Annotated in this window: 23 protein-coding genes; 7 read left to right on the top strand and 16 right to left on the bottom strand. The window is 39.3% G+C overall.

Annotated features, from left to right (window positions below; all coding sequences use genetic code 11):
* Window positions 1–94: 94 nt before the first annotated feature.
* A complete protein-coding gene (locus J8L73_RS11515; RefSeq protein ID WP_211017178.1) occupies window positions 95–1264 on the top strand; it encodes a putative manganese transporter in 1170 nt (389 codons plus the stop codon).
* 47 nt (window positions 1265–1311) lie between these two features.
* On the opposite strand, the gene J8L73_RS11510 is transcribed toward J8L73_RS11515, so the two are convergent.
* The 7 genes from J8L73_RS11510 to seqA form a co-directional block, all read right to left on the bottom strand.
* Window positions 1312–1560, bottom strand: a complete 249-nt coding sequence (locus J8L73_RS11510; RefSeq protein ID WP_211017176.1) for a DUF4282 domain-containing protein — start codon at window positions 1558–1560, stop codon at window positions 1312–1314.
* Between the two features lie 267 nt (window positions 1561–1827).
* Complete coding sequence (locus tag J8L73_RS11505) at window positions 1828–3414, bottom strand: dihydrolipoyllysine-residue acetyltransferase (protein ID WP_211017174.1); 1587 nt, start codon at window positions 3412–3414, stop codon at window positions 1828–1830.
* 8 nt (window positions 3415–3422) lie between these two features.
* Window positions 3423–4400 (bottom strand): transketolase C-terminal domain-containing protein, encoded by a 978-nt coding sequence (locus J8L73_RS11500; protein WP_211017172.1) that lies wholly within the window; start codon window positions 4398–4400, stop codon window positions 3423–3425.
* Window positions 4400–5614 (bottom strand): thiamine pyrophosphate-dependent dehydrogenase E1 component subunit alpha, encoded by a 1215-nt coding sequence (locus J8L73_RS11495; protein ID WP_211017170.1) that lies wholly within the window; start codon window positions 5612–5614, stop codon window positions 4400–4402. The genes J8L73_RS11500 and J8L73_RS11495 overlap by 1 nt, the downstream gene beginning before the upstream one ends.
* Window positions 5615–5878: 264 nt before the next feature.
* Window positions 5879–6931: a succinylglutamate desuccinylase gene (gene astE / locus J8L73_RS11490; RefSeq protein WP_211017168.1), complete on the bottom strand. Its 1053-nt coding sequence runs from the start codon at window positions 6929–6931 to the stop codon at window positions 5879–5881.
* 80 nt (window positions 6932–7011) lie between these two features.
* A complete protein-coding gene (gene pgm / locus J8L73_RS11485) occupies window positions 7012–8649 on the bottom strand; it encodes a phosphoglucomutase (alpha-D-glucose-1,6-bisphosphate-dependent) (RefSeq protein WP_211017166.1) in 1638 nt (545 codons plus the stop codon).
* A gap of 9 nt (window positions 8650–8658) precedes the next feature.
* Complete coding sequence (gene seqA, locus J8L73_RS11480) at window positions 8659–9249, bottom strand: replication initiation negative regulator SeqA (RefSeq protein ID WP_211017164.1); 591 nt, start codon at window positions 9247–9249, stop codon at window positions 8659–8661.
* Between the two features lie 240 nt (window positions 9250–9489).
* Between seqA and J8L73_RS11475 the strand changes: the two genes are divergently transcribed.
* From J8L73_RS11475 to fur, 5 genes are all read left to right on the top strand, one after another.
* On the top strand, window positions 9490–10257 hold the full coding sequence (locus J8L73_RS11475) for an alpha/beta fold hydrolase (RefSeq protein WP_211017162.1): 768 nt from the start codon (window positions 9490–9492) through the stop codon (window positions 10255–10257).
* A gap of 94 nt (window positions 10258–10351) precedes the next feature.
* On the top strand, window positions 10352–10573 hold the full coding sequence (locus tag J8L73_RS11470) for a DUF2788 domain-containing protein (protein ID WP_002962930.1): 222 nt from the start codon (window positions 10352–10354) through the stop codon (window positions 10571–10573).
* A 2-nt stretch (window positions 10574–10575) separates the two neighbouring features.
* Window positions 10576–10854, top strand: coding sequence for a LexA regulated protein (gene ybfE, locus J8L73_RS11465; protein WP_002962928.1), 279 nt, complete (start codon window positions 10576–10578; stop codon window positions 10852–10854).
* A gap of 14 nt (window positions 10855–10868) precedes the next feature.
* Window positions 10869–11396: a flavodoxin FldA gene (fldA, locus tag J8L73_RS11460; protein WP_211017160.1), complete on the top strand. Its 528-nt coding sequence runs from the start codon at window positions 10869–10871 to the stop codon at window positions 11394–11396.
* A gap of 186 nt (window positions 11397–11582) precedes the next feature.
* A complete protein-coding gene (gene fur, locus J8L73_RS11455) occupies window positions 11583–12026 on the top strand; it encodes a ferric iron uptake transcriptional regulator (RefSeq protein ID WP_058550126.1) in 444 nt (147 codons plus the stop codon).
* A gap of 275 nt (window positions 12027–12301) precedes the next feature.
* On the opposite strand, the gene glnS is transcribed toward fur, so the two are convergent.
* Window positions 12302–13960 (bottom strand): glutamine--tRNA ligase, encoded by a 1659-nt coding sequence (glnS, locus tag J8L73_RS11450; RefSeq protein ID WP_211017158.1) that lies wholly within the window; start codon window positions 13958–13960, stop codon window positions 12302–12304.
* A gap of 215 nt (window positions 13961–14175) precedes the next feature.
* On the opposite strand from glnS, the gene J8L73_RS11445 reads away from it, so the two are divergent.
* The gene (locus J8L73_RS11445; RefSeq protein ID WP_211017156.1) at window positions 14176–15246 is read left to right on the top strand and encodes a DUF3083 family protein; all 1071 of its coding nucleotides are present in this window, start codon (window positions 14176–14178) and stop codon (window positions 15244–15246) included.
* A 62-nt stretch (window positions 15247–15308) separates the two neighbouring features.
* Here J8L73_RS11445 and sucD read toward each other — a convergent pair whose 3' ends face one another.
* The 8 genes from sucD to sdhC all read right to left on the bottom strand — a co-directional run bounded on the left by sucD (window position 15309) and on the right by sdhC (window position 25168).
* Window positions 15309–16181 carry a succinate--CoA ligase subunit alpha gene (gene sucD, locus J8L73_RS11440; protein ID WP_008127375.1) on the bottom strand — a complete coding sequence of 291 codons (873 nt, stop codon included), beginning with the start codon at window positions 16179–16181 and terminating at the stop codon, window positions 15309–15311.
* Window positions 16181–17347 (bottom strand): ADP-forming succinate--CoA ligase subunit beta, encoded by a 1167-nt coding sequence (gene sucC, locus J8L73_RS11435; protein ID WP_006794719.1) that lies wholly within the window; start codon window positions 17345–17347, stop codon window positions 16181–16183. The genes sucD and sucC overlap by 1 nt, the downstream gene beginning before the upstream one ends.
* 176 nt (window positions 17348–17523) lie before the next feature.
* Entirely contained in the window at window positions 17524–19038 is a 1515-nt protein-coding gene (odhB, locus tag J8L73_RS11430; RefSeq protein ID WP_211017154.1) for a 2-oxoglutarate dehydrogenase complex dihydrolipoyllysine-residue succinyltransferase, read from the bottom strand.
* A gap of 3 nt (window positions 19039–19041) precedes the next feature.
* A complete protein-coding gene (sucA, locus tag J8L73_RS11425) occupies window positions 19042–21861 on the bottom strand; it encodes a 2-oxoglutarate dehydrogenase E1 component (protein WP_211017152.1) in 2820 nt (939 codons plus the stop codon).
* Between the two features lie 91 nt (window positions 21862–21952).
* Window positions 21953–22669 (bottom strand): succinate dehydrogenase iron-sulfur subunit, encoded by a 717-nt coding sequence (locus J8L73_RS11420; protein WP_211017151.1) that lies wholly within the window; start codon window positions 22667–22669, stop codon window positions 21953–21955.
* 10 nt (window positions 22670–22679) lie between these two features.
* Window positions 22680–24452 carry a succinate dehydrogenase flavoprotein subunit gene (gene sdhA, locus J8L73_RS11415; RefSeq protein WP_210999472.1) on the bottom strand — a complete coding sequence of 591 codons (1773 nt, stop codon included), beginning with the start codon at window positions 24450–24452 and terminating at the stop codon, window positions 22680–22682.
* Window positions 24453–24800 carry a succinate dehydrogenase, hydrophobic membrane anchor protein gene (gene sdhD, locus J8L73_RS11410; RefSeq protein WP_210999473.1) on the bottom strand — a complete coding sequence of 116 codons (348 nt, stop codon included), beginning with the start codon at window positions 24798–24800 and terminating at the stop codon, window positions 24453–24455.
* Window positions 24791–25168, bottom strand: coding sequence for a succinate dehydrogenase, cytochrome b556 subunit (gene sdhC / locus J8L73_RS11405; protein ID WP_084554498.1), 378 nt, complete (start codon window positions 25166–25168; stop codon window positions 24791–24793). Before sdhC ends, sdhD begins: the two co-directional genes overlap by 10 nt.
* Window positions 25169–25238 lie beyond the last annotated feature (70 nt).

Raw genomic sequence — 25238 nt, 5'->3', positions numbered from 1 at the left:
AGTGAGTAATCGATATAAATAGATGCAAATGATATTGATTATCATTTAATTAAAATATACAGTGTTACTAAGTTTATTTAATTGGTGACACTGTATGATTTTACTCTCTCAAATAGGATTTATTACGCCCGCTTCTAAACGCTTTGTTACCCAAAATAAACGTTTATTATTACCACTGTTTTTGTTGGTATGCTTAGTTTTGCCATCACTTCGTGAAATGACCGTAACAGCACTAAGCGATGCTTTTTTTCAAGTTAGCGTATTTGTTGCTGCTACATTATTAATTTATTACTACGCCATAGAGCATTTACCTCAGTTAGAGCTTAGTTATTTAAGTGCTAAGTCGCCGATACTAGAAATATTTTTTGCAGCCGTATTAGGTGCCCTTCCTGGATGTGGTGGTGCAATAATAGTGGTTACTCAATTTACAAAAGGCCAAGCAAGTTTTGGTGCTATAGTCGCCGTGCTTACTGCCACAATGGGCGATGCTGCATTTTTACTCCTTGCCACTCGCCCTACTGAAGGTTCAATTATAATGGCGATTGGTTTAGTCGTCGGTACACTTTGTGGTGTTGTAGTAAATGCCCTTCATGCAAAAGATTTTTTACGCCCAACTAAGCAAGAACAAAAACACCAAGTTAAAGTATTACCTACTCGAATAATTAAAATAAGCAAACCCGTTTGGATGTTCGCTATTATTCCAAGCCTCATTATTGCTTTTTTAATTGCGTTTAATGTCGACTTTGATCAATTTGGACAATACACAGGCACAAGTATTAGCCTTTTTGGTGCTGCAATGGCGTTATTTACTATCACTATATGGGCGTATTCTTCTAAAGGTGAAAGCTATAAAGAAGTAACCTCTGAAGACGATGAATGTAATCCACCTTCTAAAATTATTAAAGTACTTCAAGACACACACTTTGTGACTGCATGGGTTGTGGCATCGTTTATGTTGTTTGAAATTTTAGTAAATATTGCAGGGCTTGATTTAAAAACTTGGTTTGCACATTACGCTTATTTAGCGCCGCTTATCGCTGTAGTGATTGGTTTTTTACCAGGTTGTGGCCCGCAAATAATTGTTACTACGTTATATATTCAGGGGATCATTCCATTTAGCGCATTAGCTGCTAATGCAATTTCTAACGATGGTGATGCATTATTCCCTGCAATTGCCATGGCACCTAAAGCGGCTATAATTGCGACTTTGTATACGTCTATCCCTGCATTAGCTGTTGGCTATGGCCTTTACTTTTTAAGCTAAAATAGCCAAACACAAAAAAGCTCAGCAATTGCTGAGCTTGGTTTTAATTAATTTTCTTTATCAGCTATTTTTTGTAAATTACTATTTATTTTGAATAACACAATCACAAACTCACACCAAACTCTTGCACCAATTGCTCCGAAAACAATAATGCCAATACCATTAATAAAGCCACCACCATAACTTGTAAACATAGCAGTAATCCCTGAAACTAATGAAGCAAATAAAATTAGCCAGTAGATAAAAGTGATTATTTTAGGGGTTATCATTGAATCGAAAAAGAAAAGATCTTTCATTGTAATCCTTATTATTTTTTATAAGTGGATTTGATATTCGTACCTACATTAAAACAAAATTACAGAGTTCAAATTAAGATAGTATGAGGGGGTTTATAAATTGACTAAGTAAAAGTCAATATTATTTCAAACATCCCTATATCAGACCACAATCCATTGAGTGTTGATTAAACTTCTTCAACAAATTAATCTTAATATAAAGCAATTTTTTTAAAACAAAAAACCAGCAAATTGCTGGTTTTTTATTAGGTTTAAACAATTGTATTATTAACTCATAGCCATCATCATTGCCGATGGGTTTTCTAGATATGATTTCCATAGGTTATTAAAGCGTGCAATTGTTCCACCATCAATAACGCGATGATCGCCAGACCAACTTACTTGCATAATTGCTTTACTCACAACTTGCCCGCTTTCATCAAAACGCGGTAGATGCTGCAATTTACCTAATGCAACAATTGCGACTTCTGGCTTATTAATAATAGGCGTCGCAATAGTGCCACCAATTGCACCAATATTCGAAATGCTAATTGTGCCACCTTTTAAGTCATCCGGTGCTACGCGCCCTTCGCGTGCTGAATGAGTTATACGAGTTAAATCGTTTGCTACATCTACAATGCTCTTACTCTGACACGATTTGATATTAGGCACTAACAAACCAATTTTAGAGTCAACTGCAATACCAATATTATGATCATCAAAGTAGGTAAGCTCTGAACATTCGTCATTTACTTTTGAGTTAAGTATTGGAAACTCTTTCATAGCCAGTGACAGTGCTTTTACAAAAAATGGCATCATGGTGAGCTTTATACCTTGCGCTTTATACTGCTCTTTTAAAGCACTTCTGAGTGCAATTAAGTGTGTTAAGTCAATTTCATCACTAAAGGTGAAATGCGGAATAGTAGACACAGAAGCCATCATTTGCTTTGCCATCGCCGCTTTAATACCTTTAATTGGCTCTGCGCGTGTACCACCACTTTGATTTTGCGTTTGATTTTGTACTGTACTTTGAGAGGCATTGTTATTAAGAAGTGAAGTATCAATAGTATTTGGCACTTCACCTTTTACAAACTCTTCTATGTCTTGCTTATAAATACGGCCATTTTTGCCACTACCTAGTACACACGTTAAATCAACATCAAGCTCGCGTGCTTTACGACGAACCGCAGGTGAAGCCACTGCTTTTTGGTTGATAACTCTAGCAGTTTGCTGCGTTTTAACGGGTGCTATTTTTTCAACAACAGCATTAGTTTGCGCCTTTACGACCGCTTGGTTTATATCAACATTTGGCGTAGCTGCACTGCCTGTAATTGTCATTTGAAATAACGGGCTGTGTACTTTAGCAATTTCACCTTTTTGATAATAAAGCTTTTGCACAGTCCCCGTATATTTAGCCGGAATTTGTACTAATGCTTTATCCGTCATTACGTCGCAAACAGCTTGGTCTTCTTCTATTTCCTCGCCTTCTGAAACTAACCAATCAACAATTTCACACTCAACAATACCCTCGCCGATATCGGGTAGTATAAACTCTTCTAAAAAATCAGTTGAGCTAGTGTTTGCTTGTAGTTCAGTTGTAACGTCTTCTTGAACGGCTTCATTATTTACACTGTCACCGGCTACATCCATAGCAAATAATGGGGCATGTACTTTAGCAATTTCACCTTTTTGATAATAAAGCTTAGTAATTACACCATCATGTACAGCCGGAATTTGCACTAATGCTTTATCTGTCATTACATCACAAATAGGCTGATCTTCAGATACGCTATCGCCCTCTTTGACTAACCATTCAACAACTTCGCATTCAACAATGCCTTCACCAATATCGGGTAATATAAAATCTTTAGCCATGGTAACCCCTAAAAATCCATTGATTGTTTAATTGCAGCCAGTACTTTTAACGCATCCGGTACATATTCTTTTTCAAGTGCAAGCGGATATGGTGTATCTAAGCCGCACACTCGCATAATAGGAGATTCTAAATATAGGAAGCACTCATGTTGAATAGTTGCCGCTATTTCAGCGCCAAAGCCATTTGTAATAGGCGCTTCATGGCTAACAACTAGCCGGCCCGTTTTGGTTACCGACTTAGCAATGGTGTTTACATCCCATGGTAATATACTTCTAAGATCTATTACTTCACAGCTTATACCTTGCTCACTGGCTTGTTTAGCAGCCTCTTCTACAATCTCCATTTGCGCGCCCCAAGCAAGTACGGTTATATCAGCCCCTTCTTGTACTACTTCGGCTTTTCCGAGCTCAATAGTGTAATCTTCTTCAGGTACTTCACCAATTGATGCACGGTACAAACGCTTTGGTTCAAAGAATAAAACAGGGTTATCGTCTTTGATACACGCACGTAACAAACCTTTTGCTTGATAAGGGTTGCGTGGTACCACTATTTTTAAGCCAGGCGTATGTGCAAAATATGCCTCTGGTGACTGCGAATGATATAACCCACCGGCAATACCGCCACCATAAGGAGTACGTATGGTTAAATTCCCTACGTTGAACTCGTTACCACTGCGGTATCTAAATTTTGCTGATTCATTAACTATTTGGTCAAATGCCGGAAAAATATAATCAGCAAATTGTATCTCCGCTAAAGCAGGTGCACCAAATGCCGCTAAACCATTAGCAAAACCTAAAATACCTTGCTCAGTTAAAGGTGTATTAAAAACACGGTGTTTACCGTATTTCTCTTGTAAGCCCGAGGTTGCTCTAAATACGCCACCAAAGTAACCAACATCTTCACCAAAAATACAGGCTTGAGGATGTTCATTCATGGTAATGTCGAGCGCAGAGTTTATTGCGTGAAGCATGTTCATTTTAGCCATTACTTAATTCTCCCTGCTGTGATCGGATACGCATCTGGGTGCTTTTTAATATGCTCTTTTAATTCGTTATATTGACGAACAAGAGAAGGAATTGGCGTATCGTATACATCAGAAATTAGCTCTTCTAATGCAGGTTTTTGTACTATTTCTGCACGTTTAAGGGCTGCTAAAATTTCTTCGCGAATAGACTCTTTTGCTTTTACGTCTTGCTCTTCGCTTAACCAGTCTTGCTTAACAAGCCATTTTCTAAATTTATCGATTGGACACGTTTGATTATTTGCCTCTTCATCTTTTGAGCGATACCCACTAGGATCGTCAGATGTAGAGTGCGCACCTAATCGATATGCTATAGATTCAATTAAAACGGGCTCACCTTGGGTAGTTGCAATTTCTCGCGCTTTTTTTGTTGCAGCGTAAACAGCCAATGCATCAGCCCCATCCACCCTAATCGTTTTAATGCCGTAGCCAACACCACGAGATGCAATACCATCACCTTTAAATTGCTCTTCGGCCGGAGTAGATATTGCGTAACCATTATTACGGGCAAAAAATATAACGGGTGCTTTGTGTACAGCAGCCATATTTAAACCAGCATGAAAATCCCCTTCCGATGCCGCACCCTCACCAAAGTAACATATAGTCACGTTATCAATAGTACTTGCAAGCTCACCTGTTTTTGCATCTATATGCTTTACTTTTTGTCCGTAGGCATAACCTGTAGCTTGAGGAATTTGAGTACCTAATGGCGATGAGATAGTCATGTAATTCAATTCTTTAGAACCATAATGAATCGGCATTTGGCGACCTTTGCCTAAATCCAGTTCGTTTGAAAACATTTGGTTCATAAACTGATCAAGTGTAAAGCCACGATAGTGCAGTGCAGCTTGCTCACGGTATTGCGCCATTATCATATCATCTTGATCTAGTGCTGCAGCAGATGCGGTTACAGCAGCCTCTTCGCCTAAGCATTGCATATAAAAGCTAACTCGGCCTTGGCGCTGTGCACCTTGCATACGTTCATCAAGCAGGCGTATAAAACGCATGGTTTCGTATAACTTAATAGCGGTATGTTTTGAAATATCAGGTGCGGTTGCACTAGGATGGATGTCGCCGTCCTCAGTTAAAATACTAAGGGTAGGAATATTAAGTGCTTGGCCATCAATAAATTCAAGCTCATGGTTAATATTCAGCGATACGTTATTTGGATTACTCATAACCTACCTTCTTTTGTTGTCGGTAAAACAGTGCCCCTGTAAATTATTATTATGGGTGATAGCTGCGAATAAACTTTGCAGCATCTGCACTGTCTTTAATTAAAGCTGCCAACACTTTACGTTAACGTAAAGTGTTATTCAACAAATCTGTGACGAAACAAAAACAAATACTGATTAATAAACTGGCAAGTTAACTATACGGCTAATTAAATTAATACCAACCATATAGTTAACTTAAATGTAGGTGTAGTCTGATGAGTTCTATTAGACGAAATTACTATCAATTTGCATAGGAATAACAGTAAGTAATGCTCGCTGCCCTAAAGCAACGTGTGCATTTGGGAAAATGATAGCTTCGCCCTCAACGTCGGCATAGTAAGGCGTATCGCCGTCTGTAGCAAGCAGCTCCCCCTTTGCAAACCCAGTAAAGTTTTCTGCATCATCTGAAAACGGAAAACTAAACTCATCTTGTGTTCTGTTAATTGTACGATGTACTGCAAACAGCTCAAAGTCACCTGCATTAAATTGAGGATATTCAACTTTATTTTGACTAATTAATGCAGTTAGTGTTTTTTTGGTTTTTTCAAATCGAGTCATGTCGTTTTGACCAAAAGGTTTAACTTGACCCAATTCAACAGTAAACGAGTCAGCACCGTGAACAAACGACGAATAATAACTAAACGTTGTAGCTTCAGATTTCATCATCAATACGGTATTTACACCACAGCTTAATAAAAACTGTAATTGTGATTTTTTCCATGGTTTACCATGTAAGTATGGATAGACGGCAAACTTCTCATTTTTTGAGCCACGAATTGCAGTATGTAAATCATAATGACTACGTGCACTACCGTGCTCACCACGCTCAAAAAAATCACTCACGTAGTGTTCAAGCTTTGCAGCACGAACACGTTCATCATTCATAGCTATACCCTCTACAGTATGATGACCGTTAAATAACCTATTTAGGTTTTCTTCAACAAAACGTAAACCAATATTTATAGACTTAGGGTTACCGTAAATAAATAGCACTCGTTGAGCTAGCTTAAGCTCGCCACTTATAATTTGCTTTATGAGCGCATCACAAATTTCTATTGGCGCTGTTTCGTTACCGTGCACTGCACTTGAAAGCACGACATCTTTTGTTGTTGTAATACTTGGCTGAAACTCAATAACGCCCGTATCATGAACAGTTACGCGCGTGCCGTTTTCTAAAGTAAATTCACTTGACTCTAAATGCCATTCATTATTACGACTCAGTGTTAAAAAATCACCGGTATCTTTTAATTCGTTTAAGTAACTTGGTTTGGCTAACATGATAAGCCCTTTTAATATTGTGAGAGGTACAAACAAAAACGGCTGAATAAATCAGCCGTTTTTAAATAGTTTAAGCGATGTTAGCTGATCACAGAGTCAACTAACTTTTTAGCTTCTTTTTCTAGAAGCGCTAAATGTTCTTCACCTTTGAAAGACTCAAGATAGATTTTATATATATCTTCAGTCCCTGATGGACGTGCAGCAAACCAACCATTTTCAGTTACTACTTTTAAACCACCAATGGCAGCGTTGTTACCAGGAGCATGCGTTAGCTTTTGTAAAATAGGCTCTCCAGCTAAGGTATCCGCTTTTACATCATCAGCACTAAGTGCTTTTAAACGCGATTTTTGAGCGCTGCTTGCTGGTGCATCCAGGCGTTTATAAAGTGGCGAACCAAACTCCTGCTCAAGCTCTTTATAAAGCAATGAAGGTGTTTTACCTGTAACAGCTAAAATTTCTGCTGCAAGTAGCCCCATAATAAAGCCGTCTTTATCTGTACACCACACGGTGCCATCAAAACGTAAAAATGCTGCACCCGCACTTTCTTCGCCGCCAAAAGCAAGTTTGCCTTTGTTTAAGCCCTCAACAAACCATTTAAAGCCTACAGGCACTTCTTTTACTTTGCGCTCATTTCGTGCAGCAACTTTGTCTATCATTGAGCTTGAAACCAGTGTTTTACCAATTTCTACGCTTGCATCCCAATCTCGGTGTTTTAATAAGTAATCAATCGCCACAGCTAAAAAGTGATTTGGGTTCATTAAACCATCTGGCGTAACAATGCCATGACGGTCGTAATCTGGATCGTTACCAATTGAAATATCGAAATCATCTTTAAGCTTGATTAAGCTAGCCATAGAATAAGGTGATGAGCAATCCATACGTATTTTGCCATCCTTATCAAGTGGCATAAATGCAAAACGCGGATCAACACTGTCGTTTACTACGGTTAAATCTAAATTATATTTTTGCGCTATGACTGGCCAAAAGTTAATACCAGAACCACCTAGTGGATCTATACCTACTTTAATGCCAGCTTTACTTACCGCTTCTAAATTAACGATATTTTCTAAATCATTAATGTATGGCGTCATTAAATCTTCATATTTAATAAAACCAGAACGAGATGCTTTTGCAAATGGGAATAACTCAACTTCTACTAAATCTTCTAACAAAAGTTGATTGGCTCTGTCTTCAATCCACTTTGTCACATCGGTATCAGCTGGGCCGCCATTCGGTGGGTTATATTTAAAGCCACCATCTTCAGGAGGGTTATGCGAAGGCGTTACAACAATACCATCGGCTAGTTCATTTGGGTTAACTTTGTTATGGCAAACAATGGCGTGGCTAATAACTGGAGTAGGCGTAAAATCGCCATTTTCTTGAGTAATTACTTGCACTTCATTTGCAACCAATACTTCGATTGCTGAGTTAAACGCAGCTTCACTTAAGGCATGAGTATCTTTGCCCAAAAATAGTGGACCAAAAATGTCATTTTGCTTTCGATAATCACATATAGCTTGTGTAATTGCTAAAATATGAGATTCGTTAAATTTTACATCGTACGAACAACCACGGTGTCCTGATGTACCAAAAGCAACACAATGCTCTGGATTTTGCTCAAGGTCTGGCTCATTTAAATAATAAGCAGAAACTAACTTAGGAACATTAACCAATACTGATTGTGGAGCAGTGTTTCCTGCGCCTGAGTGAATAGCCATTATATTTCCTTACAAGTAATCGCGAATTTTTTCAGCTTGCTCTGCACTGTATCCTAGGCAAAGCGCAACTTCGTGAAGCATCATCTTTTTTCGTGTTGTATTAGAGTTAGTCATTACCCAGTATTCACTATCAGTTATATTTTTAGGGTTCATGCTACTGCCACTATTAATTAAGTCTTCTTTGCTTGTTGCAAAATAAACTCTATCGCGGCCTTTAATTTCTAATACAGCACTAAAGTCCGTTTTATGCGTTCTATAAAACGCACTCAAAATAAATAAAAACCGACCAACAACGCCCTTTTGCATTGCTAACTCTTCTTTATTTAATATATTAAAAACATTAGCGCTTTTTTGCTTCACAGGTGTGACAGCATCAGGCGCTTTTACCTTTTTAGGCTCATCAACTTGATCAGAAGTTGATAAAGTATTAGTTGTTATCGCAGTTTGATTATTTTGATTAAGTTCTACGTTAGCAGCTTGAATTTTTTCGCCGCTGAGGTTTAATAAACGACGTAAAATAGTGGATGCACTCTCACCAATACTTTGCGTATTGCTGGCAATATATTGGTATAACTCGTCGTCTATGTCGATTTGTTTCATGTTCTTCCTGTCATTACGGGTCACATTTTTTTCTCCCGTGTGATTATACCCAAACCAATTAGAAATGCGAGTTACAACAAGCACTCCCATAAACATAACCAGTAAACAATAATTAAAGAATAAAGTTTACCCAATGTTGTTGATTTAAAACCCAATAGCCCAATGAAATAAATAGTGGCTGCATTTTTTTGCTTTTTACAGCAATGCTCGTCAAACTATGCAAAATTTTTGGAGACTGGTATGCAGTTAAATTACAAACAACAAGGGCAAGGCCCGGATGTTATTTTAATTCACGGCCTTTTTGGTTCGCTAGAAAACTTAAATGTGATCGCAAAACCGCTTAGTGAGCATTTTAATGTAATAAATGTAGATTTACGCAACCATGGCCGCTCCCCCCATAGTGACGAAATGAACTACCCTGCTATGGCGCAGGACGTTTTAGAGCTAATGGATAGCTTAAATATAAAAAAAGCACATGTGATTGGTCACTCAATGGGCGGTAAAGTTGCAATGCAATTAGCACTAACACAATCTGAACGTGTTAATAAGCTTGTGGTGCTAGATATTGCCCCCGTAAGCTACCCAGCTCGTCATACACAAATTCTAAAAGCACTCAACGCAGTGGCTGACGAAAAAGTAAATGACCGAAAACAAGCTGATTCAATTATGATCCCTTTTATTGATGAACCAGGCGTTCGTCAGTTTTTACTTAAAAGCTTGGCCAAAAATGAAAGTGACCAGTTTACTTGGCGATTTAATTTAGAAGTACTTAGCAAAAAATATTCAACAATCACAGCCAATGTTAATGAAAACGATTCTTGTTTATGTGATACTCTTTTCATAAAAGGAAATGATTCTGACTATATTTTGCCCGAGCATCGTAGTGCAATAACGGCAAGGTTTAAAAATACCAAAGCAAAAATTATTCATGGTGCCGGTCACTGGTTGCATGCGCAAAAGCCACTTGCTGTAAATAAAGCAATAAGTGACTTTTTAACTGCGGTTTAAAGCGATTTTATCGCGTGTTTTTGATTCAGCGCACTAAATTATTGCAGATTTATATGCTATAGTACGCGCCGTTTAATTTAAAGGTTATACGTTGATGGTCAGTCAGTTAATTAACGAATTTGATACCCTAGGGTTGTATTTTGGCTTAGCCGGTATATTCATATTCATCGGCATGGCAATTAAAGACGTACTAAAAAGTGGTAATGTTCCAAAGTTTGGACAATATATTGTTTGGGGTGTGCTCTTTTTAGGGTGTTCTGGCTTTATTGCTAAAGGCCTTATTCAAGTATTTTGGCAAGGCGCAGGTGTAGGTTAAGCATGGCTAAGTCAGAAACAGATAGAACAACACTCGATTTATTTGAATACGAAAAACGTCCAGGCAGACCTAAAACCAATCCCCTTTCAAGGGATATGCAGTTAAAGGTTAATAAACGTAATCAAATAAAAAGAGATAAAGCACGTGGTTTGAAGCGTGTTGAATTTAAAGTTTCATCACAGTTATATCAAGCACTTAGTGATATGGCAGATGCACAAAATATTAGCCGCAGTGCGTTGATCGAAACGATTTTACAAGAAAGATTGGCTATAGATACATAAAAGGTTGTAAATCCATGGCAAGTGTTGGCATTTTTTTCGGAAGTGATACAGGTAACACAGAACACGTAGCAAAGATGATCCAAAAAGAATTGGGTAAAAAGCTTGTTGCTGTTCACGATATTGCAAAAAGCTCTAAAGAAGAGATTGCTGAATTTGATTTGATCTTATTCGGTATCCCTACTTGGTACTACGGCGAAGCACAATGTGATTGGGATGATTTTTTCCCAGAGCTTGAAGACGTAGATTTTGAAGGTAAGCTAGTCGCTATTTTTGGTTGTGGTGACCAAGAAGATTACGCAGAGTACTTTTTAGATGCAATGGGTATGATTAACGACATTGTTACTGAACGTGGCGCTATTGTTGTAGGCCACTGGCCAACTGAAGGCTATGATTTTGAAGCATCAAAAGGTATGGCTGATGACAATCACTTTGTAGGTTTAGGCATTGACGAAGATCGTCAACCAGAACTCACTGAAGAACGTGTTAAAGCATGGTCTGCACAAGTCTTTGAAGAAATGTGTTTAAGCGAATTAGCTGACTAATTTCTCCCCTCTTACGCTAGCTGTTTAAATAATTATCAAACAGTTAGCGTTTTAAGTTAAAATTACAATTATCATCAATTGTTCTTTGCACTTACCCCCTAGGCACGTTATTCTTACTGTTGCTAATGTGTCGTGTACATCTTTGCAAGATGTCTAGTATAACCAAATAAAATTGAGACAGATTTAATGACTGATCACAACTTGGAACTTAAAAAAGCCGGTTTAAAAGTAACTTTACCGCGTATTAAAATTTTAGAGATTTTACAATCTCCAGATAACCAACACATCAGCGCTGAAGATGTTTACAAAATTCTATTGGACCTTGGTGAAGAAATTGGCCTAGCGACAGTTTACCGTGTACTCAACCAATTTGATGATGCAGGTATTGTAAGCCGTCATCACTTTGAAGGTGGAAAATCAGTATTTGAACTTTCAGGAAGCACTCATCACGACCATTTAGTATGTTTAAAATGTGGCAAGGTTGTTGAGTTTGAAGATGACATGATTGAACGCCGTCAGCTTGAGATTGCTGAAGAAAATGGTATTACACTTACTAATCACTCTTTATATTTATACGGCGAGTGTAACGACAAAGCAGCGTGTAAAGCATTTAGCGATGCCAACAGCTAATACTGCTTTTAAAGTAATAAAAAAACCTGCTAATTGCAGGTTTTTTTGTATCTAAATATAGTGACTCATGTAAATCTTCTAAATTATACCAATTCGCTTCTTTTTAGAATGTGGTAAACGTGCTGATAGCTCTTACAGGCAATTGCACCTGCATTTATGCATTCAATAAACAGAATTTTTAACACTGCTAATGTAAGGTTTACCTCTTAAAATGATTAAGCATTATTACAAATTAGTATTATGCCCAATTTATTATTGGGCATAACAATTAGTAATTACTGAGTTTTAGACCACGAGTCACGTAGGCCTACAGTTTGGTTGAATACAACGTTTTCTGATTTTGAATCGCGAGAAAAATAACCTGTTCGCTCAAATTGAAAGCCCTGCTCTGCTTGTGATTTAGCAAGTGAAGGCTCAAGTTTAGCATTTGGTAAAACAACTAACGATTCAGGGTTTAATGTCGTTTCAAACTCATCAGCGGCAGCTGGATTTGGCACATTAAACAAACGGTCATACAAACGTACTTCAGCGGTAATAGACTCTGGAGCAGAAACCCAATGAATAACGCCTTTTACTTTACGACCATCACTTGGGTTTTTACCAAGGGTTTCGTTATCGTAAGTACAGTAAATAGTGGTTATTTCACCATTATCATCTTTTTCTACACGCTCTGCTTTAATAACATAAGCACCGCGTAAACGTACCTCTTTATCAAGCACTAAGCGTTTAAACTTATTATTTGCTTGCTCTTTAAAGTCTTCACGTTCAATGTAAATTTCACGCGTAAACGGAACGTCACGACGACCCATTTCTTCTTTATTAGGGTGGTTAGCCACTGACAAAGTTTCAACTGTATCTGCATCGTAATTTTCGATAACCACTTTAACGGGGTCTAATACTGCCATTGCACGAGGCGCATTTTCGTTTAGATCTTCACGAATACAAGCTTCAAGCATGCCCATTTCAACCATGTTTTCTTGTTTTGTAACACCAATACGTAAACAAAACTCACGAATAGAACCTGGCGTATAACCGCGACGACGTAAGCCGGCAATAGTAGGCATACGAGGGTCGTCCCACCCTTCTACAAAGTTATTCACAACTAAGTCGTTTAGCTTACGCTTAGACATAATTGTATATTCCAAGTTTAAACGTGAAAACTCAATTTGCTGTGGGTGACACTCAAGGCTGATATTATCAAGCACCCAGTCGTATAGACGGCGGTTATCTTGAAATTCAAGCGTGCAAAGCGAATGTGTAATGCCTTCAATAGCATCAGATATACAATGAGTAAAATCGTACATAGGATAAATGCACCACTTATCACCCGTTTGATGATGATGCGCAAAGCGTACACGATAAATAATTGGATCGCGTAGCACCATAAATGAGCTGGCCATATCAATTTTAGCACGTAGAACACACTCACCTTCTTTGAATTCACCTGCGCGCATCTTTTCAAATAGTGCTAAGTTTTCTTCAATTGAAGTATCTCGGTACGGGCTATTTTTACCAGGCTCTTTTAACGTACCACGGTATTCACGTGCTTGATCTGCTGTTAAAAAACAAACGTATGCTAAGCCTTTTTCAATAAGTTCTACGGCATAACCATATAAAGTATCAAAGTAATTAGACGAATACTTTATGTCGCCACTCCAGTTAAAACCTAACCATTTAACGTCTTCTTTTATAGAGTTAACATAGTTGATATCTTCTTTTTCTGGATTTGTATCGTCAAAACGTAGATTACATAACCCATCGTAATCTTTTGCGATACCAAAATTTAAACAAATTGATTTTGCATGGCCAATGTGTAAAAAGCCATTTGGTTCAGGTGGAAAACGGGTATGCGTTGTTGCATGCTTTCCACTTGCTAAATCTTCATCAATTCGGGTTCTAATAAAGTTACTTGGGCGATTCTCAATTTCCGCCATAGGAGTGCAATCCTCTGAATATTCGTGATAACAAAACTAATGCATTATTACAAAAACAAACACTAACATACAGCACTAGATGCGGGTTTATTCTAGAAATTGCTTAACTTTAATTCTGATTAAGTGTTGTTTATAGATAAAATTTGTTTTAACGCAATATTTAAGTCATCTAATAAATTTATAGTTGTCGTAATACGAAATAAAAGGACTCTAAGATGGCTACCTCTACTCAACACCGCGTATATATCCCTACAAATGCTCGTGCAAACCATTACTTACTGGCAGAGTTAATACCTAACGAAGATTTTTATAAAAACTTTAGCAATAGTGATTGCTGTTATGAGCGCATAGCGCGCCAGCTTTTTGCTTGTTGTGATGAATATGAATTACACAATGTACATTTATTAGCTAACGATAAACTTCCCGTAGTACGCTTTCATGATGAGTCTTATCAATTAGAAACACAAAAGCAAATGCTGTTTTTTTATAACCCTCGCTATCACGAAGCGCATAAGGTCTATTACGCTAAAGGCGAGAAAAGTAAAAAAATACGATTATTATTTTTAGCAACCGGCGATGATTTAAGAGCAAACTCGGCACATTTTCATAATAAGGTGCTTAAAGTGCTAAATTATTTGCAAGAGCAGTTATTTCTAAACCAGCCTCAATTTAAATTACGCGATCATCAACATTTAACATACGACTTATTTGCTAAAGAAAAAGGTAATAAAGAAAGTTATGGATACAAATTAAGAAGCCTCTACCCTCGCTACCAGTCTAGGCAATGTAATATTCCAGATACTCACGCTGAAATGACCTATGTAACGTTTTCTATTACCGTTTCACGTGCTATTAAAACCCAGTTTCAAACGTTCTTAAATAATAACGACTATGCTAAATTTTATGATTATTTTGAAGATTCATTTAATAAAGCGTGTATTACAAATAAATTGAGTCACGGCGCTATGGTTGCCAATGGGGCACTACCTATAATTCGTAATAGTAAAATAGATAAAAATGAGAGCAACTGTGAAATACAAAAATTAAGCTTTAATACACAAGACAATCAATTGGATTTAAAAAGCTTTTACCAAAGTGATAAGTTAGTAGAAACATTACATTTTGTAATTGTTGCAACAGATAAAGATAGGCATGAGATAGGCTATGGGCGTTTTATGAATCAAGTAGAAAAAACAATACATACAATGTCCTCTGAGCTATCTATAAATAAAGAGCGACAAGATTTATCTATACGGTTTTTTCAGCATATTAGTTACCCTTACTAATTTTTAGTCAATAACAAAAAGGCTCGCAAATGCGAGCCTTTTTAAAGATTAAACCAAGCTGATTACCAGCCTGTTTTTTCTTTAAGTGCTTTACCGATATCAGCAAGTGAACGTACAGTTTGTACGCCAGCAGCTTCTAGTGCAGCAAATTTCTCATCAGCAGTACCTTTACCGCCTGCGATGATTGCGCCAGCGTGACCCATGCGCTTACCTTCTGGAGCAGTAACACCAGCAATGTAAGATACAACAGGTTTAGTTACGTTAGCTTTGATGTACTCTGCAGCTTCTTCTTCTGCAGTACCACCAATTTCACCAATCATTACGATTGCTTCAGTTTGTGGATCTTTTTCGAACATTTCTAGAACGTCGATAAAGTTAGTACCTGGGATTGGATCACCACCAATACCAACACACGTAGACTGACCAAAACCAGCATCTGTAGTTTGCTTAACCGCTTCGTACGTTAAAGTACCAGAGCGAGAAACAATACCTACTTTACCAGGCTTGTGGATGTGACCAGGCATGATACCAATCTTAGTCTCACCAGGAGTGATAACACCTGGACAGTTAGGACCGATCATACGAGTACCTGTTTGATCTAGTTTAACTTTAACGTCAACCATATCAAGTGTAGGGATACCTTCAGTGATACAAACAATAAGCTCGATGCCAGCATCGATTGCTTCTAAGATTGCATCTTTACAGAAAGGTGCTGGTACGTAGATAACTGAAGCAGTTGCGCCAGTTTCTTGTACTGCATCACGTACTGTGTTGAATACAGGAAGACCAAGGTGCGTTTGACCGCCTTTACCTGGGCTAACACCACCAACCATTTGTGTACCGTACTCAAGCGCTTGCTCTGAGTGGAAAGTACCTTGGCCACCAGTGAAACCCTGACAGATAACTTTTGTATCTTTATTGATTAATACAGACATTATTTGCCCTCCGCAGCAGCAACAACTTTTTCAGCAGCATCTGTTAATGATTCAGCAGCGATGATGTCTAAGTCAGAGCTCTTAAGAACTTCACGACCTAATTCAGCATTAGTACCTTCTAAACGTACAACTACAGGTACATTTACGCCAACTTCTTTAACTGCGCCAATGATACCTTCAGCGATCATGTCACAACGTACGATACCGCCAAAGATGTTAACTAAAACAGCTTTAACATTGTCATCAGAAAGAATGATTTTGAATGCTTCAGAAACACGTTCTTTAGTCGCGCCGCCACCAACATCTAGGAAGTTAGCTGGCTTGCCGCCGTGTAGGTTTACGATGTCCATAGTACCCATCGCTAGGCCTGCACCGTTAACCATACAACCTACGTTACCATCTAAAGCTACGTAGTTAAGCTCAAAGCTTGCTGCATGTGCTTCACGAGCATCTTCTTGAGATGGATCGTGGAACTCACGGATTTTTGGTTGACGGTAAAGTGCATTACCATCGATACCGATTTTGCCGTCAAGACAGTGAAGGTTACCTTCGTCTGTAATTACTAACGGGTTGATTTCAAGAAGTGCGAAATCGAAATCGTTAAACATTTTACCAAGACCCATGAAGATCTTAACGAACTGTTTCATTTGTGTTGGATTAAGACCCAATTTGAAACCAAGTTCACGTGCTTGGTAAGCTTGAGGACCTACTAATGGATCGATCTCAGCTTTGTGGATAAGTTCTGGTGTTTCTTCAGCAACAGTCTCAATTTCAACACCGCCTTCAGTAGACGCCATGAAAACAACTTTGCGAGAAGCACGGTCAACTACTGCACCTAGGTACAGTTCGTTTGCGATATCTGTACAGCTTTCAACTAAAATTTTAGCTACTGGCTGACCATTTTCGTCTGTTTGGTAAGTAACTAGGTTTTTACCTAACCAGTTAGCTGCAAACGCTTTAACTTCGTCGATAGTTTTAACTAGCTTTACACCGCCAGCTTTACCACGTCCACCTGCGTGAACCTGGGTTTTAACAACCCACATATCTCCGCCGATTTTTTCAGCAGCTGCAGCAGCTTCTTCAGGTGTATCGCAAGCGAAACCTTGAGAAACTGGTAAACCATATTCGGCAAAAAGTTGTTTTGCCTGATACTCATGCAAATTCATGATGCTTTATCCAATTTTTTATACTAAAAGAGCTGAATATTTATTCAATAAACAACTATCCCAAATTGCGCACCTAGTATAGATCCCAAGGCTTAACATGAAAACCCCAGTAAGACCAAAGGCGCAAAAAAAAAGCTGTGAATTGTGGTTCACAGCTTACATTTCATACTACTTGATTAAACATCCAGTAATAAGCGAGTTGGATCTTCAAGTAACTCTTTAATAGTTACTAAGAAACCAACAGATTCTTTACCATCTATTTGGCGATGATCGTAAGAAAGTGCCAAATACATCATAGGAAGAATTTCAACTTTACCATTTACTGCCATTGGACGGTCTTGGATTTTGTGCATTCCCAAAATTGAAGACTGTGGCAAGTTAATGATAGGCGTAGATAGTAACGAACCAAATACACCACCGTTTGTAATTGTGAAGTTACCACCCGTCATATCGTCAAGCGTTAGCTTACCGTCACGACCTTTAAGTGCTAGTTCACGAATACCTTTTTCAATTTCAGCAACTGATAGCTTATCGCAATCTTTAAGAACTGGTGTTACTAAACCACGAGGCGTAGAAACAGCAATGCTGATGTCAAAATAATTGTGGTATACGATATCGTCGCCATCGATTGACGCATTTACATCAGGGAAACGTTTAAGTGCTTCAGTGACTGCTTTCACGTAGAAAGACATGAAACCTAAGCGAATACCGTGACGCTTTTCGAATACTTCTTGGTACTGCTTACGAAGATCCATAATTGGCTTCATATTAACTTCATTAAACGTAGTTAACATTGCAGTAGAATTTTTAGCTTCAAGAAGGCGGTTAGCAATCGTTTTACGTAGGCGAGTCATAGGAACACGTTTTTGAGTACGATCACCCATTGGCGCAGCCGGAGACGCAGCTTCAGTTTTCTTAGCTGATGGCGCAGGTGCTTTTAAGAAGGTATCAACATCTTCTTTAGTTACACGACCATTTTTGCCAGTACCTTTGATTTTTGAAGCATCTAGACCTTTTTCAGCAATTAAGCGACGAACTGATGGCGTTAACACATCAGAGCTGCCACTTGAATCAGCCGCAGGAGCCGCTTCTTCTTTAGCAGCAGGAGCAGCTGGTGCGCCGCCCGCTTTCACTGAGCCAATTACTTGCTCACCAAGAACAGTATCGCCTTCAGCGTTGATTATCTCGCCCATAATGCCGTCTTCTTGAGCTACTACTTCAAGAACAACTTTATCAGTTTCAATATCTACTAAGTTTTGGTCGCGTGTAACTGCGTCACCTGGTTGTACATGCCATGTAGCAACTGTTGCGTCTGCAACTGATTCTGGAAGTACAGGTACTTTAATATCCACTTCTTTACCTTCTGATGCTGGTGCTGATTGCGCCGCTGGCGCGTCTTCTGATTTAGTTGGTGCAGATTCTTTGTCAGAGTCATCACTTGCTGGTGCTGCATCAGCATCACCAATTAAACCGATAACTTGATCGCCAAGTACCGTTGCACCTTCTTCTTGTGAAATTTCAGTGATCACACCGTCATTTGGTGCAACTACTTCTAAAACCACTTTATCTGTTTCAATGTCTACTAAGTTTTGGTCACGGCTTACTTTGTCGCCCACACTTACATGCCATGTAGCAACGGTAGCATCTGCGACCGACTCAGGAAGAACAGGAACTTTAATTTCTGTGCTCATTGCTTATCCTTTATTTTCTATAGTAAGCGCGTCTGCAACGAGCGCTTGTTGTTCTTTCGTATGTACTGACATGTAACCACACGCTGGTGATGCCGAGGCTTTACGCCCTGCATATTTTAATTTAGCACCTTGTGGGATTGCATCAACAAAGTGATGTTGCGAACAGTACCATGCACCTTGGTTTTGTGGCTCTTCTTGACACCAAACAAAATCAGTTACGTGTTGATAGCGCGCCATAATCGTTTCCATTTCATCATGTGGGAACGGGTATAGCTGTTCAACACGAACAATAGCAATATTGTCTTGCTCTGACTTGCGACGCTCTTGTAATAGCTCGTAGTAAACTTTACCACTACAAAATACAACGCGTTCTACTTTCTCAGGATTAATATCATCAATTTCATCGATCATATTATGGAAAACACCCTGTGATAGTTCTTCAAGCGATGAAGTAGCAAGCGGATGGCGAAGTAACGACTTAGGTGTCATAACAATCAACGGACGACGAAGTGGTCTAACTGATTGACGACGTAACATAGCATAAACTTGCGCTGGTGTAGAAGGAACACATACTTGCATATTGTGATCCGCACAAAGTTGTAAAAAGCGCTCAAGACGCGCAGAGCTATGCTCTGGACCTTGGCCTTCGTAGCCATGTGGTAACAAAATTGTAAGACCACATAAACGGCCCCACTTTTGCTCACCTGAACTTAAAAACTGGTCGAATACAACTTGAGCACCATTAGCAAAGTCACCAAACTGCGCTTCCCAAAGTACTAAAGAAGTAGGCTCTGCTGTCGCATAACCGTATTCAAAAGCAACAACAGCTTCTTCAGAAAGAACAGAGTCGTATACTTCAAAAGTACCTTGATCTTCACTTAAATGTTGAAGAGGTGTATACGTTGCGCCATCGGATTGACTGTGAACAACAGCGTGACGGTGGAAGAAAGTACCACGACCTGAATCCTGCCCTGTTAAACGAATATCAGTGCCTTCAGTTGCAATTGTTGCGTAAGCAAGTGTTTCTGCCATACCCCAATCAAGTGGTTTTTCACCGTTTGCCATTAATTTACGATCATCGTAAATCTTTTTAACGCGAGATTGCGCTTTATATTGCTCTGGGTAAGAAGCAATTTTCTCACCAAGTGCTTTAAGCTCTTCTACTGGTACACTAGCGTCATAATCCACATTCCATTCATGGCCTACATATTTAGCCCAATCAGATGAATGCGAAGTTTCTGGCTGAATTTCTTCAACAACACAGTTGCCATCGTCTAGACCGTTACGGTAATCATCAGCTAGTGCTTTAATTTCACTTTCTGTAAATGAACCTTCAGACATAAGCTGATCAGCGTAGATTAAGCGTGGCACTGGGTGCTTTTTGATTTTTTGATACATAAGAGGCTGAGTAGCATTTGGCTCATCAGCTTCATTATGACCATGGCGACGGTAACAAACTAAATCGATTACAACGTCACGCTTGAACTTGTTTCTAAAATCAAGTGCAATTTGCGTTACAAATGCAACTGCTTCAGGATCATCAGAGTTAACGTGGAAAATAGGAGACTGAACCATTTTAGCAATGTCAGTACAGTAATCAGTAGAACGTACGTCGTCTTGTTTTGATGTTGTAAAACCAACTTGATTATTTACAACAATACGAATACTACCGCCACACGAGAAGGCATTTGTTTGCGACAAGTTAAAGGTTTCTTGTACAACACCTTGACCCGTTACTGCAGAATCACCATGAATCGTAATTGGTAATGCTTTAATGCCTGAACTATCGCCTAAACGATCAAGGCGAGCACGTACCGACCCCATAACAACAGGGTTAACAATTTCAAGATGAGATGGGTTAAATGCAAGCGCCATATGAACATTGCCACCTTTGGTCGCAAAATCTGACGAGTAACCCATGTGATATTTAACATCACCAGAGCTTAATGTGTCTTTATGTTTACCGGCAAACTCATCAAACAACTCTGATGGATTTTTGCCAAGTACATTTACAAGAACATTTAAGCGACCACGGTGAGCCATACCAATGACAGCTTCTTGTTGTCCGCTTTCACCTGCACGGTGAATAAGCTCTTTAAGCATTGGAACTAACGCATCGCCACCTTCAAGTGAGAAGCGCTTAGCACCCGGGAACTTAGCCCCTAAATATTTTTCAAGACCATCAGCAGCCGTTAGTCCTTTAAGGATACGTAGCTTTTCATCTTTTTCGAATTTAGGCCTAGACTGAACAGATTCTAAACGTTGTTGTAACCAGCGTTTTTCCTCTGTTGATGTGATGTGCATATACTCAGCACCAATCGAACCACAGTATGTAGTTTTGAGTGCTTGGTATAATTCACCTAAAGGCATAGTATCGCGGCCTACGGCAAACGATCCTACGTTAAACTCGCGGTCAAAATCACTTGAAGATAAGTCGTGGTACTCTAGCTCTAAATCTCGAACACGCTCTCGCTGCCAAATACCTAATGGATCTAGGTTTGCATTTTGGTGTCCACGAAAACGGAAAGCATTAATAAGTTGAAGTACTTTAACCTGTTTAAGGTCAGAGCCACTTCCCTCTGCTACCACCACTTCTCTATGCTTGTTTTTAGCAAGCTGTGCAAATTGTGAGCGAACTTCTGAATGTTTTACTTCAACATCCACACCATCTACTTTAGGTAATTGTTCGAACACTTCTCGCCATTCTTCTGGCACAGAAGTCGCATCGTCTAAATACGCTTCATAAAGCTCTTCTACATAAGCAACGTTACCGCCGTTTAAATGTGAAGATTCTAGCCATGCCTTCATCACACCTTCGTGCATTTATAAGCCCTTTTCTTTAGCGCAGAAATTAATAGTTATCATAACAAGATGGCTAATAAAAATTATTAGCCATCTTACGTTTACTAAGTAATCAAACCGCTCGGTTTAATAACATAGATTTGATTTGCCCAATTGCTTTGGTCGGGTTAAGACCTTTAGGACAAACGCTAACACAGTTCATGATACTGTGGCAACGGAACACACTGAAAGCATCGTCTAAATCCGCTAAACGTTCTTCAGTAGCCGTGTCTCGGCTATCAGCCAAGAAGCGGTAAGCATGAAGAAGGCCTGCTGGACCAATGAACTTGTCTGGATTCCACCAGAACGAAGGACACGATGTTGAACAACATGCACATAATATACACTCATAAAGCCCATCTAATTTATCACGTTCTTCAATTGATTGAAGACGTTCGCCTGCAGCAGGCTCGTCATTAATTAGGTATGGTTTAACTTTTTCGTATTGAGTGTAGAACTGACTCATGTCAATAACAAGGTCACGAACCACTGGTAAGCCTGGTAGTGGACGCACTACTATTTTACCTTTACCACTTTTTTGCAGTGTAGATAAAGGAGTAATACATGCCAAACCATTTTTACCATTCATGTTAACACCGTCAGATCCACACACACCTTCACGGCATGAACGACGGAAAGATAATGTTGGATCTTGCTCTTTTAAAAGTAAAAGTGCATCCAATACCATCATGTCGTGACCTTCTTCTGTTTGCAAGGTGTATTCTTGCATACGAGGAGCGTTATCAACATCTGGATTATAACGATAAACTGAAAACTGTACTTGTGCCATCGTCTATCTCCTAGTAAACACGTGCTTTAGGTGGGAAAGCTTCACGCGTTTTAGGCGCATAGTTCACATCACGTTTACTCATCTCATCCGTTACCGGATTAAATACTGAGTGACATAACCAGTTTTCGTCATCACGATCTGGGAAGTCAAAACGAGAATGTGCACCACGGCTTTCAGTACGGAAGTTTGCAGCTACTGCAGTTGAGTAAGCTGTTTCCATTAAGTTGTCTAGTTCAAGACATTCGATACGTTGCGTGTTGAAGTCTGATGATTTGTCATCAAGACGAGCATGCTTAAGACGTTCACGAATTTCTTTAAGTTCAGTAAGACCCGTAGCCATTGAATCACCTTCACGGAATACCGAGAAGTTAAGCTGCATACATTGCTGTAAGTCTTTTTTGATTTGAACTGGATCTTCACCTTGGCCAGCCGTTGAGCTTTCCCAACGGTTGAAGCGTGCAAGCGACTCATCAATATCAGATGCAGTCGGTGCTTTAGTGATTTCAACTTCATTTAGGTATTTACCTAAGAAGTTACCAGCAGCACGACCAAATACAACTAAATCAAGTAATGAGTTACCGCCTAGACGGTTTGCACCGTGAACAGATACACAGGCTATCTCACCTACAGCAAATAAACCTTCAACCACTTTTTCGTTGCCATTAGCATCGATTTGTAGCGCTTGGCCATTTACATTAGTTGGAACACCACCCATCATATAATGACAAGTCGGTATTACTGGAATTGGCTCTTTTGCAGGGTCAACGTGTGCGAATGTTTTAGCTAAGTCACATACACCTGGTAAACGTAGATTAAGCGTTTCTTCACCTAAGTGATCAAGTTTAAGCTTAATATGAGGACCCCATGGACCATCACAACCACGTCCTTCACGGATTTCAGTCATCATTGAACGTGCAACAACGTCACGAGACGCTAAGTCTTTTGCGTTTGGTGCATAGCGTTCCATGAAGCGTTCGCCATCTTTATTTAAAAGATAACCACCTTCACCACGACAACCTTCAGTTACAAGCGTACCAGCACCTGCAATACCCGTTGGGTGGAATTGCCACATTTCCATGTCTTGCATAGAAATACCAGCACGTGTTGCCATACCAACACCATCACCGGTGTTGATGTGAGCATTAGTCGTTGATGCAAATATTCGACCTGCACCACCTGTTGCTAACACTACTGCTTTAGATTTGAAGAAAGTGATTTCACCCGTTTCAATCTCAATTGCAGTACAACCTACAACATCACCGTTATCGTTTTTAACTAAATCAAGTGCATACCACTCAGAGAACACATTTGTTTTGTTTTTAACGTTTTGTTGATAAAGAAGATGTAATAATGCGTGACCAGTACGGTCAGCTGCAGCAGCAGTACGAGCAGCTTGCTCACCACCAAAGTTTTTCGATTGACCACCGAAAGGACGCTGGTAAACACGGCCATTTTCAAAACGAGAAAATGGTAAACCCATGTTCTCTAATTCTGTAATAGCTTCTGGGCCTGTTTGACACATGTATTCAATAGCGTCTTGGTCACCGATAAAATCGGAACCTTTAACGGTATCGTACATATGCCATTCCCAGTTGTCTTCGTGTGAATTACCAAGCGCAACTGTAATACCGCCTTGAGCAGATACAGTATGTGAACGCGTTGGAAATACTTTTGAGATTAATGCACACGTTTTGCCAGATTCTGTAATTGCTAAAGCAGCGCGCATACCTGCACCACCTGCACCAATTACTACGGCGTCAAATTCACGAACAGAATATTTCACTTAAACACCCCATAAAACGATTAGACCAATAGCTACGTAAGCTAATGCCATAAGGTTTAAAACAAACCCTAATACGGCACGAAGCTTTGCGCACTTAACATAGTCTGTAAGAACTTGCCAAAGGCCAATGTGGGTATGAACCATCATGCATATAAGGGTAATTAGAGTAAACCCTTTCATTGCTAGGTTAGAGAATAGGCCTGTCCAGGCTTCGAAAGTGACTTCTGGCGTCGCTAAAAAATAGCCAATAATAAAAATTGCATACGCAGTGATTATTAATGCCGTGGTACGTAAAGATACGTAATCTTGTACACCATCACGTTTAAGAGTTGCTTGATTTAAGACCATATCCACACCCCTGCCAATACGGCAAATACAACGCCAAGTGCCATTGCAATTTTAGCGCTAAGGTTACCTGATTCAAGTTCTTCCCAATGTCCCATATCCATAATGATGTGACGGATACCACCGATTAAGTGATAACCCAATACAGAAAGGGTGCCCCAAGCTATGAATTTGGCAATGAATCCGCTAAACAGACCCTTGACGAATTCAAAACCTTCAGCTGAAGAAAGAGACTCAGACCAAGCCCAAATGACAAACGTTAAAGCAAAAAATAATGCAACACCGGTGACGCGGTGAAAAATTGAAGCTTTAGCCGTTGCCGGCATAGATATAGTTGTTAGATCTAGATTTACAGGTCTTTGCTTTTTCACAGTTACTTGCCCATCTTTGCTCACAGTGGAGCTCATCTACTTGTTTTTCTAAAAACCCACCAAATATTAC

The organism is Pseudoalteromonas sp. MMG006 (genome assembly GCF_018101025.1).
GTDB lineage: Bacteria > Pseudomonadota > Gammaproteobacteria > Enterobacterales > Alteromonadaceae > Pseudoalteromonas.
This window is presented reverse-complemented; position numbering and strand designations above follow the sequence as displayed.